This window comes from Streptomyces sp. NPDC059679 (genome assembly GCF_042734105.1).
In the GTDB taxonomy this organism is placed as follows: Bacteria; Actinomycetota; Actinomycetes; order Streptomycetales; family Streptomycetaceae; genus Streptomyces.
The window spans coordinates 13,399-28,887 of the sequence record NZ_JBHWES010000047.1 but is presented as its reverse complement, the minus strand read 5'-3'; the positions used below and the strand labels follow the sequence as shown (position 1 = coordinate 28,887).

At 70.1% G+C, this 15,489-nt stretch carries 14 protein-coding genes and 1 riboswitch; of the genes, 6 read left to right on the top strand and 8 right to left on the bottom strand.

Annotated elements, in window-relative coordinates:
* Positions 1–129: 129 nt before the first annotated feature.
* Positions 130–209: riboswitch (cobalamin riboswitch) on the bottom strand.
* Positions 210–321: 112 nt separating this feature from the next.
* Positions 322–1,125, top strand: coding sequence for a DUF5984 family protein (locus ACFV2X_RS36655; protein WP_385625199.1), 804 nt, complete (start codon positions 322–324; stop codon positions 1,123–1,125).
* Here ACFV2X_RS36655 and ACFV2X_RS36650 read toward each other — a convergent pair.
* Positions 1,097–1,948: a TetR/AcrR family transcriptional regulator gene (locus tag ACFV2X_RS36650; RefSeq protein ID WP_385625197.1), complete on the bottom strand. Its 852-nt coding sequence runs from the start codon at positions 1,946–1,948 to the stop codon at positions 1,097–1,099. The two genes, ACFV2X_RS36655 and ACFV2X_RS36650, sit on opposite strands and share 29 nt — an antisense overlap.
* 63 nt (positions 1,949–2,011) lie before the next feature.
* Here ACFV2X_RS36650 and ACFV2X_RS36645 point away from each other — a divergent pair, with 63 nt between their 5' ends.
* The 4 genes from ACFV2X_RS36645 to ACFV2X_RS36630 all read left to right on the top strand — a co-directional run bounded on the left by ACFV2X_RS36645 (position 2,012) and on the right by ACFV2X_RS36630 (position 7,310).
* A complete protein-coding gene (locus ACFV2X_RS36645) occupies positions 2,012–3,358 on the top strand; it encodes a hypothetical protein (RefSeq protein WP_385625196.1) in 1,347 nt (448 codons plus the stop codon).
* A 64-nt stretch (positions 3,359–3,422) separates the two neighbouring features.
* Positions 3,423–5,657, top strand: a complete 2,235-nt coding sequence (locus ACFV2X_RS36640; protein ID WP_385625194.1) for an LppP/LprE family lipoprotein — start codon at positions 3,423–3,425, stop codon at positions 5,655–5,657.
* A 100-nt stretch (positions 5,658–5,757) separates the two neighbouring features.
* Positions 5,758–6,381, top strand: a complete 624-nt coding sequence (locus tag ACFV2X_RS36635; RefSeq protein ID WP_385625192.1) for an RraA family protein — start codon at positions 5,758–5,760, stop codon at positions 6,379–6,381.
* An 80-nt stretch (positions 6,382–6,461) separates the two neighbouring features.
* Complete coding sequence (locus ACFV2X_RS36630; RefSeq protein WP_385625190.1) at positions 6,462–7,310, top strand: class I SAM-dependent methyltransferase; 849 nt, start codon at positions 6,462–6,464, stop codon at positions 7,308–7,310.
* A gap of 63 nt (positions 7,311–7,373) precedes the next feature.
* On the opposite strand, the gene ACFV2X_RS36625 is transcribed toward ACFV2X_RS36630, so the two are convergent.
* Positions 7,374–7,916 (bottom strand): hypothetical protein, encoded by a 543-nt coding sequence (locus ACFV2X_RS36625; protein WP_385625188.1) that lies wholly within the window; start codon positions 7,914–7,916, stop codon positions 7,374–7,376.
* Positions 7,917–8,001: 85 nt separating this feature from the next.
* Entirely contained in the window at positions 8,002–8,763 is a 762-nt protein-coding gene (locus ACFV2X_RS36620) for an alpha/beta fold hydrolase (protein ID WP_385625186.1), read from the bottom strand.
* 63 nt (positions 8,764–8,826) lie between these two features.
* On the opposite strand from ACFV2X_RS36620, the gene ACFV2X_RS36615 reads away from it, so the two are divergent.
* On the top strand, positions 8,827–9,858 hold the full coding sequence (locus tag ACFV2X_RS36615; protein ID WP_385625183.1) for a helix-turn-helix transcriptional regulator: 1,032 nt from the start codon (positions 8,827–8,829) through the stop codon (positions 9,856–9,858).
* A 66-nt stretch (positions 9,859–9,924) separates the two neighbouring features.
* Here ACFV2X_RS36615 and ACFV2X_RS36610 read toward each other — a convergent pair whose 3' ends face one another.
* From ACFV2X_RS36610 to ACFV2X_RS36590, 5 genes are all read right to left on the bottom strand, one after another.
* Positions 9,925–10,440 carry a GNAT family N-acetyltransferase gene (locus ACFV2X_RS36610; protein ID WP_385625180.1) on the bottom strand — a complete coding sequence of 172 codons (516 nt, stop codon included), beginning with the start codon at positions 10,438–10,440 and terminating at the stop codon, positions 9,925–9,927.
* Positions 10,441–10,674: 234 nt separating this feature from the next.
* Positions 10,675–11,808 (bottom strand): cytochrome P450, encoded by a 1,134-nt coding sequence (locus ACFV2X_RS36605; protein WP_385625347.1) that lies wholly within the window; start codon positions 11,806–11,808, stop codon positions 10,675–10,677.
* Positions 11,790–13,244 (bottom strand): cytochrome P450, encoded by a 1,455-nt coding sequence (locus tag ACFV2X_RS36600; RefSeq protein ID WP_385625177.1) that lies wholly within the window; start codon positions 13,242–13,244, stop codon positions 11,790–11,792. The genes ACFV2X_RS36605 and ACFV2X_RS36600 overlap by 19 nt, the downstream gene beginning before the upstream one ends.
* Positions 13,245–13,400: 156 nt before the next feature.
* A complete protein-coding gene (locus ACFV2X_RS36595; protein ID WP_385625174.1) occupies positions 13,401–14,540 on the bottom strand; it encodes an MBL fold metallo-hydrolase in 1,140 nt (379 codons plus the stop codon).
* A 302-nt stretch (positions 14,541–14,842) separates the two neighbouring features.
* A complete protein-coding gene (locus ACFV2X_RS36590) occupies positions 14,843–15,343 on the bottom strand; it encodes an HAD family hydrolase (RefSeq protein WP_385625172.1) in 501 nt (166 codons plus the stop codon).
* Positions 15,344–15,489 lie beyond the last annotated feature (146 nt).

The following is a 15,489-nucleotide window of genomic DNA, read 5'->3' as shown; positions in this document are numbered from 1 at the left end:
CCACGCACGGCCGCCCACCCCGCACGCCGAGGGACGTACGAACGCGATGACACCGGGCTCAGCTCCGCATACCTCGACGGTGCCGCCGCCGGACGGGCCGACGGCGGGAGCCTGCGGTGCGCCAGATCAGGTGCTCCGGCTCGTACGCTCTGCGGCACACAGCCCGTACTCACGGTTGCGGGTCAGCGCCGGGTTCTCACCGGCTTCCCCCGATCGGACGCGGATGAAGTTTTCACGGATACCTTATCCGGCGCCGAACCGGGGCGTTCCACGGCGGTCGGGCCCTGGGGGCGGGCTCCGGTGCGGGCCCATACTCTTCCCATGATCCGGTTCCGTTTCGGCCTGACCCCCTTGGCCGAGGTACGGCCGTGGGGGCGGCCCGAGCACCCCGTACTGCACTGGTTCGGGCTGACCGACGGCTGGTACGCCATCGACCTCGGCGAGCATGAACTGCTGCGCTACTCGGAGCGCACGGTGCGGCGGCTGCGGGGCGGAGGGGGCGGCGGGGGCGTCGGCCCGGCGCATCCGTATGTGGACTACTACGTGGTCCGGCTGTGGGAGGACCTGCTCGCGCTGCTGCCGGCGGCGCTTGAGCCGGTGCCCGAGGACCTGGCCGACTTCGTGGCCTGTGACTCCTCCGACTGGTGCTGGGAGGACACCCCGGAGGTCGACGCCGCGGCCGGGTGGTACGGCGATCGCACCCTGAACATGGGATATCTGCGCGTCGAGCCGTACATCCGCTGCTGGCGGACGGTCGCGGGGGAGGACGTTGTGAACGTCAGCTGGGCGCACCAGCCCGACCCCGAGAAGGAGATCGAGTTCGCCGGCCCGGCCACGGGCCTGGTGACCGTGCCGACCAGCGCCTTCGTCGCCGCCGTGGCCGAGCTCGACCGTGCGCTGCTGGAGGCGATGGAGCTGCGGATCGGCGAGTTGGAGGCGGCGGGGCCGCCGCCGGGGGCCGAGCTCGACCTGGAGCGGCTGCGCCGCGAGCACCGGGACCGGGCGGGGTGGCTGGAGCGGGCGCGGCGGTATGCGTACGCCACCGACTGGGCCGCCGTACGGACGGGCGCGGCGGCGCTCCTCAGATCACCGCTTCTCAGATCACCAGGCGAGGACTGCGGGTGAGGCCGAGGATGCCGAGGAGACGGTCCATCATGTCCTCGAACAGCGGCACCGGGTCGTCCAGGGCGTAGGACATGTGGCTGTAGACGGCCAGACAGAGCATGCCGTAGATCTGGCGCCAGCAGGTGATCATCAGGAGCGCGACACCGATGGGGACTTCGATGCCCATGGCCTCGCGGTACGTCCGCAACTGCCGCGCCAGGACCGGGTCGATCTCGTCGTCGGACGGGTGGGCGAGTTGCCGCTCGCGCCACAGCCGGGTGAAGAGCTGCCCGTACATCCCGCCCAGCTCACGCAATATGGCGTGCGGGATGTCGTCGGCGGACGCGGCGGCCGCCATGGGGTAGGCGGCGCCCATGAGCAGGTTGAACTCCGCCGGATTGCCCACTGACCAGTCGAATACCGCCCGGGTGGCGGCGTGCAGCCGGGCGCTGATGTCGTCGGGGTCCTGCCGTTCCACCGCCGCCGCGACCACCTGCATGAACTCCGCCATCACATCGTCGTAGACGGCGCGGATGAGTCCGTTCCTGCCCTCGAAGTAGCGGTAGAGGGCGGGCGAGGTCACGCCGACGCTGCGGGCCACGGCGGCCACGGTGAGACCTTCGACGCCCTCCGCGGCGGTGATCCGGCGTGCGGCGGCCTTGGCGTCGCGCTCGAGCTCTGCGCGTAGCCGCTCCCGCCGGGTCAGCCCTGCCATGCGCTCGCCTCCGCCCCCGTCTCCGTCTGTGCCGGACACCGTCGCCTCCTTGTCGTGGTCGGGTGCGCCCCAATGATCCTTCATCGGCTGCCGGGCGTACTGGGCAGCCGACTTGCCGTGAAGGTGCATCGCATGGTTAATACTATTCTCGCTTCTAAGGGCAGTCACGCTTGGGGGAAGGCGGAGAGCTGAGTGCGTAAGGCATATGTGGCCGCGGTGGCGGCGGCGACCGTTCTCGCGGTGGGAGGCGTGACCGCGTGCGGCGCGTCCGGCGACTCGGGGAAGGACGGCGGGCGATCCGGCGTCTCGGACGGCGGCGGGCGCAAGTCCGGGGCGGGTGCGGCGGATTCGGGGGATGCGGGGGATTCCGGGGATGCGGCGGGTTCCGGGCTCGCCGGGGCGATGAGGGACCTCTCCCGTGTGGCTTCGGCCACCGGGCCGGTGATGTGCTGGGATGACGGGGACGGCAAGGGTGAGCACGTCGCGGCCTTCGACGACACGTTCAGCAAGCGGGTCGCCACGTACTCCGAGGAGCCGCTGTTGTCCCGGCTCGCCGAGATCGCCGAGGAGGGGGACGCGGACCGGGCGTTCGTACGCAGCCTCTGCGGGAAGCGGCAGTACGGCAAGAGCGCGGCGGACCTGGGGGTCAGCCCGGTCTCGCCGGACGGCCGGCGCGTCGCGGTCGAGGTGGTCACGGACGAGGCGGGCGCCCTCACGTCGTCGCATGTGGGGTGGCTTGACCTGGCCACGGGGGAGTTCACGGACATCACCGAGGCCGCGCGGAAAGGGGGCTACAGCCCGGAGAAGCACTCCGACGAGTTCCCTGGATTCGCCCCGGACGGATCGCTGTGGTTCCTTCGGGACGAGCAGGTGTACTACTCGGCGGATGAGAACGGCAGCCTCTCCCGGCACCCGATCAGCAAGGCCTGCCATGACGAGCGATCCGGGAAGGACGGCTTCTACCGCCCGGTGAACTCGGCGGCCGTCACCTGTCCGCGCCTCATTCATCCGAGCGGGAAGTTCGCTGTCTCTCCCGGCACCATCATCGACGGCATCGACTCGTATGACGGGTTCGACGTCGATCTCCTGGCACCCCACATGGACCGGCTCGACGACGACACGGCCTTCGGCGACCCCACCGACCAGATGGTCGTGCGCGACGGCGACGAAGTGCGCGACTGTGACCCCGTGGCCTGGATCAACGCCGACGACATCCTCTGCGAGGGGGCGTCCGACACCTTCTTCTCCGTCCGGGCTGACGCGAGCGAGCTGGGAAAGAAGCTTGACGGCCCGCTGGAGGCCGAGGTGAAGGCGGGGATCGCCCCCGAGACGGATAACACGATTCTTTCCGTGGCCATGTCCGCGGATCGTCAATATCTCTACATCGCATCGGAAGACACTCTGGACGACGGCGGCATAAAGCTGTATCGGGCCGGCTTGACGTCGCCCGGGCAGCCGGAGGAGTTGGGGCCGCTACCGCAGGGGGTGGGGGACGACTTCGTGCTCCGCGGTAACTTCCAGACCGGCGATTTCCAGTAGCGGGCGCGCGAGCAGAACACATCGGGGGCATCGAATGTCGAAATGGTGGCCGCGCAGGCGGTCGTTGCGTATCTTGCTGTCGGCCGGGATCGCGCTGGCCGTCTCCGCCGGCCTGCTCACCGCGTGGCAGATGGCGGCCAACCGGCCGGGAAAACTGGCAGTCAAGGTCACGGGCCTTCCCGCCAAGGCACGTTTCACCCTCCATATCAGCGGGGCGAACGGTTTCAGTGAAGAGCTGACGACCGACAAGACGTTCTCCGTCAAGCCCGGTGACTACCGCATCACGGCGAAGGCCGGCCATGCGAAGGGAAATATCTACTACACGGCGGACGAGGCCACGACCTGGACGGTGAGCAGTGGCGAGACCGAGCGGGCGGTGATCGATTACGCCGTGGCCCTCTCGGAGAAGACGACGGTCCTGAATGCCCCGGACTCCGCCGACTCCGGACTCCTCAAGCGCCCCGGCAAGTCGGAGATGGTCTTCGCCGCGGACTCGGCGACGGCGCGCAAGCTGAAGAAGGGCGCTTTCATCGTCGCGCCGGAGAGCGGGCGGACGCCGCAGGGGCTGGTGCGCGAGGTGCGCCGGGTGACCCGGGAGAAGGACCGGATCGTCGTCAGGACCAAGGACGCCACGCTTCAGCAGGCGATGCCCAAGGCGGTGCTGCGGGTCGAGGACACCTCGAGCGAGACGAAGGACGCGATGCAGCCGGCGGCCTATCAGATGCCTGCTGCGGCCGCCTCCTCCAGCCCCGAGCCCGATAGCCAGTCCGAGCTCTCCATCAGGGTGGACACCTGGCAGGGGAAAGGGAAGTTCGCCCAGAATCTGAAATGCGGGAACGGGATGCCGCTCATCAGATTCGAGCACAGCCAGATGCAATTCGGCATGGCAGGCTCGACGTTCGGGTGGAACAAGCGGGAGGGCGTCTGGAGCAAGGTGGACCTCCAGATGCAGCAGAAGTACAAGCTGACGGTCGGTACTCCGGCGGGCGCACAGTGCATCTACGACCAAGAGTTTCCCGCGCTGACCCTGCGCTCCATACCCGTGAAGCTTCTCAGGGTCGGGCCTTTCACCCTGGATCCCGAACTGGTTGCGTTTCTCAATGTGAAGGTCAAGGGATCGATCGGAGCGAAGCTGGAAATCGAGAGTCCCGTGGACCTTCAGGGAAATGCGCGGCTGAGCCTGACCCGGAAGCCTACGGCCGACGCCACCGGCTGGCCTCCGAAGGCCACGGCCAAGCTGGTCGGGGTAGCCGATCTCATGGCGAAGGCGAAGATCGGCGCTCGCGTAAAACTCAAGGTGAGCCCCGTCATCGACTTCTTGGTCGGCTCCGTCTATGTCGACTACGCCTGGCCTGTCGAAGGAAAGATCGATGTCAAGAACGACTCAGCCAAGGTCAGACACTTTCAGGAGCTAGTGGTCGGGGCCAGTATCAAACCTGGTGATGCGGGTCTCCTGCTCGGTATACCCCCCGGAGGTCGTGACATCAACGTGGGGTTTCCCGTGACCAAACCGCGTACGCTCTGGGAGTCCGCCCCGGGCGAAGTCAAGGCCAAGGCCAAGGCGAAGAAGGCCGACCCCGACAAGGCGGTGGCCTGCCCCTCCCGGGCGTGGATGAAGAAGGAGCTCGAGGCCGTCGCCAAGTACGACACGGAAGCGTATCTGGGCGAAACGAAGTGCTGGCCCGGGTGGGCGGCCGTCGTCTGGTCCGACGAACCGGCCTCGGACTCCGTGACGATCAGCGTCTTCAAGCGCAACGCCCGCCACTTCTACCCCGCCGTCCATCTGCTGCCCCTCATGGACGACCCGTACGACCCCGACTGGCTCCGTGACTGCGGCAGGCTCCGCGGGATGAAGCCCCCGGCCGCGCTGATGACCTTCGTCGGCTGTGCCGCGCAACCGGCGGCTGAACAGGACCAGTTGGACGCTACGGCCGCTCTGAGGCTCATCGAGAACACCAGCCACACCCCCGACCTCACGGCCGATGCGCTCGGCGCTCTCCCCGGCCCGCTCCGCGCCGTCAGGGGCATGTGTACGGGCAGCTACGACGGAAACTGCGCGGCCGTGTTCTTCTTCCACGGAAACCGGTTCGTGGGCCAGGCGAGCGGACCAGGGGCGATGGCGGTCGAAGCGCAGGACGGCAAGTCGGTGACGCTCGCCCGCCCCATCTACAACGACAGCGATCCGAACTGCTGCCCCTCGGGCGGCACCGCCCGCTACCAGGTCAGCTGGAGCGACGGAGCGCTCGCCGTCCCCCCGTCCCTGCCGGGCTTCGAGCGGCACAACGAGCCGGTCCGTTGACCACCGTCAGGTAGCCACCGCCATGGGCGATCATGGGCGAGGGTGGTCCGCCGGACCCCCTCGTCCATGGCAGCAGATGGAAGATGGAAGAAGGCAGACCATGACCGATGCCACCGGCTTCGAGAACATCCCCCCGACCACCCTCGCCGACATCCTGGGCCGCGGCCAGGTCATGGACATCGGCATCCGCCCGCTCTGGTCCCCGACGCCGCGCGTCGCCGGCCCCGCGTTCACCGTGCGGTGCCCTCCCGGCGACAACCTCATGCTCCACGCGGCCATCCACCGTGCCCAGCCCGGCTCGGTCATCGTCGTCGAGTCGGGAGACGTGGACTACGCCCTCGCCGGAGGAAACGTCTGCGCCGTCGCGCAGCGCCGCGGCATCGCGGCGTTCGTGCTCGACGGAGTGATACGCGACATCGGCGAGGTGCGCGAGATGGGCTTCCCCGTCTTCGCCAGGGGGGGCATCCCCATCCCGGGCACCAAGGCGGCGGCTCAGCCGCTCAATGTCCAGGTGCGGTGCGGCGGCGTCGACGTCAACGCCGGTGACATCGTGGTGGCCGACGAGGAGGGCATCGTGGTCACTCCCCACGCCCGACAGGACGAGGTGTTGCGCGCCGCGCGGGCGAAGTTGGCCAAGGAGGCCGACGAATCCCTCGACGCCTGGGAGGCGGCGCACCGCGCCCGCATCGACAAGATCCTGAGCGACAAGGGCTTCGAGGGCTGAGTCACAGAAAACCGGGTGCCGAGTAGACAGGTATTCCTGTTCTCTGTCCTTCGTTCTCCGCGAAACGTAAGGGTGAGGGCATGGTCGCGGGCTGGAAGTGGGACGACACGCTGTTCTCGGGCACGGCCGCCTACTACCAGCGAGGGAGGCTCCCGTACGCACCCGGGCTGGCGGACGCGCTCGCCGACGCCCTGCGACTCGACGGGCGAGGGCGCCTCATCGATGTGGGATGCGGCCCAGGAATCCTCGCCCTGGGCCTGGCGCGGCTGTTCCATGAGGTCGTCGGCCTGGACCCGGACAGCGGGATGATCGACGAAGCCGGGCGCGAGGCCGCGCTGGCGGGAGTCGCCGACAAGACGCGGTGGGTGCGGGCCCGAGCCGAGGAACTGCCCGCGGATCTCGGCACCTTCAACGTCGCGACCTTCGGCCAGTCCTTCCACTGGATGGATCGCGACCTGGTGGCGGCAACCATCAGGGGCATGCTCCGCCCCGGCGGGGCGCTCGTACACATCTCGGACGTGAAGAACGAGCCCCGGACCACCGACGGCCTTCCCCACCCGCCCGTGCCCTACGCCGCGATGGACGATCTGGTCAGGCGCTATCTGGGGCCGGTCCGACGGGCCGGCCAGGGGCTGCTGCCGCAGGGGACGCCCGGCGGTGAGGCGGCGGTGTTCGCCCGGGCGGGATTCGCCGGCCCTCAGCGCCTTGTCGTCCCCGGCGGGCAGGCGCTGGTGCGGACGTGGGACGACGCGGTCGCGGGGGTGTTCTCCATGTCGTTCTCCGCTCCGCATCTGTTCGGTCCGCGCCGCGACGGCTTCGAGGCGGATCTGCGTCGGCTGCTGCGCGAGGGCTCCCCGTCGGGCCGGTTCTCCGAACGCCGGCCGAGCACTGAGGTGTTCGTCTGGTGGAGGGACCCCACCGAGCTGTGACCAAACAGCTGGGTGCTGTAGCAGGACCGGGAGCTGACCGGGCGGTCGCCGCGCCGCCGCTGGTCAGTCCTCCTCCTGGTAGAAGCGGTCGACCCAGCTCTCCAGCTGCGCGCCGAACTCACGCCTGGCGAGATCCAGGAGGTCGCCGGGGTTGTCCGGCGGGGTGAGACCGAAGGTGTCGTGCAGCCAGGCGACGTACTCCTCGTGGCGCGGGCTGGGCTCGTCGTCCGGGTCGGGCTTCATGAACTGGGCTCCGCCCCAGGAAGGCCACTGCGGCCAGTCGCAGCCGAGTTGCCGGAACAGGTCCCGGAGGTCTTTGGCGACGATGCCGATTCCGCCCTCGTCGCCGAAGACCACCACGGGCACGGTGGCCAGGTCCTCGCGATCGTCTGTGCGCCAGAGCGCATAGAGCGAACCGGAGTGGTTGGCGTAGGCGAAGCAGAGGAAGCTGTCGACGAACTCCTGCTCGTCCGAGTAGCCCCCGGCGGCGTCGAGTTTGTCGAAGTCGAGGAGTTCGAAGCCGGTGGCGTAGTAATGGTTTCCGATGCGCTCGTCGAACTCCTTGAGGCGGTTGAGTTCCGGGACGGGGGAGTAAGCGTCACTCATGGCTGCTCCGAGGCGGGATGAAAGATCGTTCGCAGTCGGAGGAACGCTACCGCCCACCGTCCCGGCACACGGCCGCTTCCGCGCTTCAGTGCGCCGCGGCAGCCGCGGCAGCCTCGTCCAGGATCGCCGCCAGCTCGCCGGGCTGGTCGAACATCGGCCAGTGCCAGCCGGGCAGGTCCCGGTGGGTCCAGCCGTCGTCCGCCATGTGCCGGAAGGCGGGGACGGTGGCGGCCATCGCGTGGACCTGTTCGATCCCGAAGCTGCACAGTATGTGCAGCCGCGGCAGCTTCTCCCAGGCGCCGGTCAGCCGGACCGGGGTGGTGACGGTGGCCCAGGGCTGTGGCGTTGACAGCCGCGTCAGGCGCTCGTACGTGCCGTCGGGGAGCGCGGGCGGCTCGGGCGCCTTGGCGGCCAGCTCCTCCCATGGCGGCGGTGGCAGCTGCCGGCCGTGCCCCGCCGTGCGTACCAGTTCGGCGTTGCGCGCCTGGTCCTCCGGTGGGGAGAACTGCGCTTGGGACATCCCGTCCGGCAGCGGCCCGCTGTCGATGAACACCAGCCGGCCGATCCGTTCCGGCATCCGGTCCGCCACGCTCGGGATCACCACCGAACCGGCGTAGCTGTGCCCGACCAGCACCACATCGTGCAGGTCCTCGTAGCGGATCAGGTTGAGCACATCGGTGATGTGCGTCTCCAGGTCGGTGTCGGGCCGGGCCAGGTGCGCGCGCTCGGCCATGCCGGTCAGGCTGAGCGGGTGGACGTCGTGCCCGCGGCGGCGCAGCTCGGCTGTCACCGGGCGCCAGGCCCAGGCCCCGAGCCAGAGCCCGGGGAGCAGTACGTAGGTTGCCATGGCCCACACGCTAGGAGGGATACCGGACAGGATCCGCCCGGTATAAGCGGGAGACTTCCGGGCATGACCCGACCGACCGCCCGAGTGCTCGCCCTGCTGGAGATCCTTCAGACCGGCGGCACCCGCACCGTCGCCGACCTGGCCGACCGGCTCGGCGTGGACGAGCGCACCGTCCGGCGCTATGTCGACCACCTGATCGACCTGGACGTCCCGGTCCGGTCGGTGCGCGGCCGGTACGGCGGCTACCGGCTCGCCCCCGGCTACCGGATGCCGCCGCTGATGCTCACCGACGAGGAGGCGCTGGCCGTGCTGCTCGGCCTGGTCGCCGGCCGCCGGGCCGGGCTGGTGACCACGTCCGTCGCGGCGACGGAGAGCGCCGCCGCCAAGGTGCGCCGGGTGCTGCCCGAGGCACTTGGCCGCCGCCTGGACGCGCTGCTGGCCACCGCCGACTTCACCGCCCCGGCCCGCCCCGTGACCACCCCGGAGACGGGCGTGCTGCTGAAGCTCGCGGAGGCCGCGCGGCACCGCCGGCCGGTCGCCCTCACGTACACCGCCTGGAGCGGGCGGCGCAGCGAGCGCACCCTGCACCCGTACGGGATCGTGGCCCACTCCGGGCGCTGGTATGTGACGGGGGCGGACTCGGCCAGCGGCGAGGTGCGTACGTTCCGGCTGGACCGGATCGAGGCGGCGACGGAGCTACCGGGGTCGTACGAGGTGCCCGTGGGGTTCGACGCGACCGCCCGGGTGCTGTCCGGGCTCGCTGAGGTGCCCTATCTGCACGAGGTGTCGCTGCGGGTCCGGGGCACCGCCGAGCAGGTCCGCTCCCGGCTCCCGGCCGGGATCGCCACCGTGCGGGAACTCCCGGCCGACGCGGGCCACTTGGCCGACCCGGCCGACTCCGCCCCCTCGGCCGGCTTGGCGCAGGACGGTGGCCCGTGGGTACGGATCCTGTTGCGCGCCGAGCGGCTGGACTGGGTCGCCTCCGTGCTCGCCTGGCTGAACCTCCCGTTCGTGATCGAGCACCCGGACGCGCTACGTGATCACGTACGCGCCCTGGCCCGCCGGCTCGCCGACTGTGCCGATGTGGTCGGCTGACCGCGGCCGCGGTGGGGCCGACGGCATGCCGCCGGCCCCACCGCGCCCTACCTGGTCACTGCCTGGTCACCGCCGGTCGAGGTCCGGCTGCGTGATCCTGAACCGGGCCACGTTCTCCTCGGTGGCCACGTGGTGGAAGCCCGACTTCTCCAGCACACGGAGGGACGACGGGTTCGGCAGCTCCACGGCGGCGGAGACGGTGTGGACATCCGGCGCGGTGAGGGCGAACTCAGCCAGGGCCCGGGTGGCCTCGGTGGCGTAGCCCCGCCCGCGGCGGGAGGCCACGATGCCGTATCCGATTTCGAGGTTGCCGTCGCTGGGCGGCCAGAACAGGCCGAGCGAGCCCACCGTCAAGCCGCTGTCACGCTCGATGATCAGGCGGTGGCCATATGCGCCGAGCCAGTCCGGGTGCTGCTCGAAGAGGTTCGCGATCACCCGGTCGCCGTCGGCGGGGAAGTCGTCCGCCCAGTGCGCCGACCTGGTGTTGTCGATGACCGCGGCGGCCTCGATGACGGTCCACGTCCGAAGGACGAGGCGGTCGGTGGTCAGATCGTTGTGAGAAGTCGAGAAAGTGGAAGACACGCGTCACTCCTGGTTGTTGGAACGACCCGGGCCGCGCTCCGCTACGGCGCGGGCCGGACGAGGACATGCCGATGGGGGCCGACGGCGGCCATATTCATCAACCTCCTCGTGACGTGATCACGCGTCTCTCGCGTCGGTGTGATCGTAGCAACCGCGTCTGAGCCGCGCGCCTTCCCCGCGACCGTGACGGCCATGGCTGTGACAGCCACGGCCGCCACGTCCACGGACGTGTTGTCAGCCCGTCAGCTCCGCTTCCCCGCCCAGGCGCACCGGAAGGGCCTGGTGGCCGTTGGAGATGAGGGTGGGCATGGGGCGGAGATCCTGTGCGGGGACCGCGAGCCGGAGCTCCGGGAAGCGGTCGAAGAGCGCGGGGAGGGCGATACGGGCTTCGAGGCGGGCCAGCGGGGCGCCCAGGCAGTAGTGGACGCCGTGGCCGAAGGCCAGGTGCTCCTTGACGGCACGGGTGATGTCGAAGCGGTCGGAGTCCTCGCCGTGGACCTCGGGGTGGCGGTTGACGGCGGTGAGGGAGAGGATGATCGCGTCGCCCTGCTTGATGGTGACGCCCTCGAGCTCGATGTCCTCGACGGCGTAGCGCAGCGGCACATTGACCACCGGCGGCTGGGCGCGCAGGGTCTCCTCGATCACATCGTCCCAGGAGGCCTGGCCCGAGCGGACCAGGGCGAGCTGGTCGGGGTGGGTGAGCATGGCGTGGACGGCGTTGTCGAGCAGCTGGACGGTGGTCTCGAACCCCCCGGCGATCAACACGCCCACGGTGTCGGCGAGTTCCTGTTCGTTGAGGTGCGAACCGTCCTCGTCGCGGACGGCGATGAGGTCGCTGGTGATGTCGTCGCCCGGCGAGTGCCGCTTGAGCGCGACCAGTTCGTGCAGCAGCGCCTCGTGGCCCTGGTAGGCGGCGATGGCCTCCTCGGGCGGCGCGTTCGTACGGAACATGGTGCTGACGAATTCCAGTTCGCGCTCGCGCATCTCGCCCTCGGGGACACCGAGCAGTTCGCAGATGACCTCCATGGGGATCGGGTGGCAGTACGCCGCCTTGAGGTCGACCGCGGTGTCGGGCCCGCCGGCCGCGAGGTCGTCGAGGAAACGGGACACCAGGTGCTCGATACGGGGGCGCAGGGCGGCCGTGCGGCGGCCGGTGAAGGCCTTGGCGACGAGCCTGCGCAGCCGGGTGTGGTCGGCGCCGTACGCGGTGAACATGTTCTCCACCGCGACCCAGGCGATCAGGGGCCAGGTCGCGGGGATCTCACCGTCGATGAACTTGGGCCAGTGCTGCCGGGGGTCCTTGGAGACGCGCGGATCGGTGACCAGCTGCTTGAGGAGGGTGGGGTCGGTTATCGCCCACGCCACCACGTGATCAGGGAGTTCCACCAGGGCCGCTGGGCCCCGTTCCCGGAGCCGGGCTCCCTCCCCGTGGACGTCGCGCCCCTGGGGGTCGAGGACAAGGGGGCCGTGGTCGAGGGATCCGGGCTGCTGTTCCATGCGGTGTCTCCGGTGGTCTGGTCGGTCGCGGCGCCTGTCGCATCGTACTTGGCGGCCACCGGCGGGAAACGCACAGGCAGGGCGGCCAAAGCGCGGTGAAATGGGCCCGGGCGCCACTGGAGTTGGGCGGCATCGACGGTCAACTCGATGTCCGGGACACGGTCGAGAAGCTTCTCGACGGCCGTGGAGGCGATGATCCGCGCCGGGTCCTTCGCGGGGCAGGCGTGCGGGCCCGCGCCGAACGCCAGGTGGGCGCGGTTGCCGCGGCGGTCGGAAACCAGCTGCGGGTCGTTGTTGGCGGCGCCCATGCTGATGAGGAGGGGGGTGCCCTTGCCCACCCGGTGTCCGGCGATGGTGACGTCGCGGACCGGGAAGTGAGTGGCGTAGTTGGCGATCGGCGGGTCGGTCCACAGCGCCTCGTCGAGCGCCTCGTCGACCGGCATCGTGCCGCCCGACAGATCGCCCGCGAACCGCTCGTCGGACAGCAGCAGCCGCAGCGCGTTGCAGATCAGGTTCTTCACGGGCTCGACCCCGGCGCCCAGGAGGAGGATGAGCTGACTGACCAACTCCTCGTCGTTGAGCCGGGCGGGGTGGGCCAGCAGCCAGGAGGTGATGTCCGCCCCGGGTTCGCGCCGCTTCAAAGCGATCAGCGCGAGCAGGGTCTCGATGAGGACGGCGTTGGCCTCCACGGCGTCCTCGCTGGCGTCCAGCAGCGCGGCCATGCCCTTGACCAGCTTCTCGCTCAGCTCGGGCGGGCAGCCGAAGAGCTGGTTGAAGACCAGCAGCGGCAGCCGGGCGCAGTACTCGCTGAGCAGTTCGGCCTCGCCCTCGGGGCCGAAGAGGTCGATGAGCAGATCGGCGCTCTCCTCGACGTAGGTGCGCAGGGCGTGCGGGTTCAGCCGGTTGAGGGTGTCGGAGACCGCGCCGCGGTACCGGTCGTGCTCCTCGCCGTCGGTGTACATGGGGTTGGGCCGGTACATCATCATCGGCACGACGGGGCTGTCCATGGGGACCGTGCCGTTGTTGAGCGCTTCCCAGCGGCGCGGGTCCCTGGGGAAGGTCTCGGTGTTGCGCATGACCTCCAGGGCGGTGGAGTAGCTGGTGACCAGCGAGGCGTGGACGCCGGGGGAGATCTCCACGGGCGCGACGGGCCCGTACGCGCGCAGCCGCGCATAGACGGCGGACGGGTCTTCGGCGAACTCGGCGCCGTACAGCGACTCGGGCAGCCCCGGTGCCCGGCCCTGCCCGGTGTGGGCGGGGCAGCCGGGGGGCGGGGTCGGACCGGAGTCAGGGGTGGAGGTCGGCACACGTACTCCTGGATGGGGCTGGGATGAACAGGGCATGACAGCGTCATGGCGGGGGGTGGGCGCGACTCGATCCCGTACGGCGACGACGCCGTACGGCCCGGCCGGGCGGGGTAAGGCTAGCTGTCGATCACCGGTGCCTCCACCCCTGAGGGAGACTCAAACCGCCTGGTACGCCACCGGGTCCGTGCCCGGCACCGGCTCCGCCCGGCCCTGCTTCACCAGACGGCGCAGATGCGCCTCGGCCTCCGAGACCGCGATGTTGCGCGATCCGTACGGGATCTCGGCCCAGGGGCGGTTCCACTCCATGGACTCGGCCAACTGCCAGGGTGTCAGCGGCGCTCCGAGCAGCAGGGCGCGCAGCCCGGCCAGGCGCTCCTCGTGGTGGCGCAGCAGCGCCCGGACCCGGCCCGGGGCGTCGGTGAAGGCGTACTGATGGGCGGGGAGCACTTCGGCCGGGTCGAGGGCGGCGATGCGGCTCAGGGAGTCCAGGTAGTCGCCGAGGGGGTCGGTGACGGTGGTGTCGTCAGGGTCCTCGTACAGGCCGATATGCGGGCTGATCTCGGGAAGCAGATGGTCGCCGGAGAACAGTCGGCCATGGCCGGGCAGGCCCTCGCCGGCCGCCGGATGGGCCTCTTCGAGGTGCAGACAGACATGGCCGGGGGTGTGGCCCGGGGTCCAGATGGCGCGCAGCCGGCGGCCGGGCAGGTCGAGCAGTTCCCCGGGGGTGAGGTGGCGGTCGGGCTGGGCGGCGCGCCTGCCGGGGAGGGCGGCCATGAGCGTGTCTTGGCGCGCTGTGCGGGCTGGACTGAGGAGCCGCGCAGCGTCGGAGGAGCGAGCAGTGACGAGGGAAGCCCGCGCGTTGGAGCGCGCCGAGACTGAGCGGGAGGAGGAGGCGCGGCCCGCCGCGCGGGCGGCGCGGAGCGGGGCGAGGTGTTCCTCGGGGGCTCCGGCGGCGGTGAGCTTTACGGCGAGGTAGTCGAGCCAGCGGGTGGGCTCGGCCTCGCGGGTGCGGCGTACGACCTCGGCGTCGGCGGCGTGCATGGCGATCCATGCCCCGGATACGTCGCGCACCTGGGCGGACAGCCCGTGGTGGTCGGGGTGGTGGTGGGTGATGAGCACGCCGTGGACGTCGGACACCGAGGTGCCGCAGGCGGCGAGGCCGGCGGCGAGGGTGTCCCAGGCCGTCGGGTCGTCCCAGCCGGTGTCGACGAGGACTGGGCCGCGGTCCGTGTCCAGGAGGTGGACGAGGGTGTGGCCGAGGGGGTTGTCCGGGATGGGGACCGGGATGCTCCACACCCCGCCACCGTGGTCCGTTACCTCTGCTGTCGCTCCTGCCGCTCCTGCCGCTCCTGCCGCTCCTGTTGGTCCCGCTGCTTCTGCCCCCGTCATGGACGCCCCTCTCCAGGCCGCTGCTGCGAGCAACGCAAGCATCGCAAGCATTGCCCACTATAACTAGAACTGGTTTCAAGTCTGGCTCCCTCAATGGGCCTATGAGGAAACCGCCTTGAGGCTGCGTCAGAGCCAATTCGGCACGGTCGTTGGTGGTCGTTGTTGGTCGTCGTTGGCCGCCCTCGGACGGCCCAGAGACGGCCCCGGGCCTAGGCCAGTGCGGAAGCGATGCTGCGCATGTCGAGGACGACGGCATCGGCGCCTGCTTCCGTGAGGGAAGCGTGCTTGCCTGCCTTGTTGGCAAAGCCGATACTCCGCGCCTTGGCAGCTCGGGCTGCTTCGATGTCCGTTACAGAGTCGCCTACGAGAACCGTCCGATCAGGTGCGACACCGAGAGACGAAGCAGCAGTCAGGAGCGGGTGCGGCGAGGGCTTCATGAGATCCGGCCTGAGGTGCGGCCGACCGATCACCTCGTCCACGACTTCCAGGAGGCCATGAAGGAAGAGGTACCTGCGAACGCACTCCCCGGAGTTGTTGCTCACGACCGCCACACGCCGCCCGGACTCACGCGCGGCGTGGAGGGCCTGCACAGAACCATCGATCGGCAGGCCAGCAAGCGAGACCGCCGACACCTCTGCTTCGGTGAGCGCTGTCTCAACCACCTTGAGTACGTCGCCACCCCCCTCCGGCGACAGGCGGTGGATCTCCATGGGGTCGTCCGTCGCGGGGGGGGCGGCCGGGGGGGCGGGGGCCCCCGGGGGCTTGAGGGGCGCCCGCACAAAGCGCACGCGCCCGGGCCGCCGCCCCCCCCACTCAAACCCCAAAATGGGGCCGGAAAAATAATAAAAACCGGCTA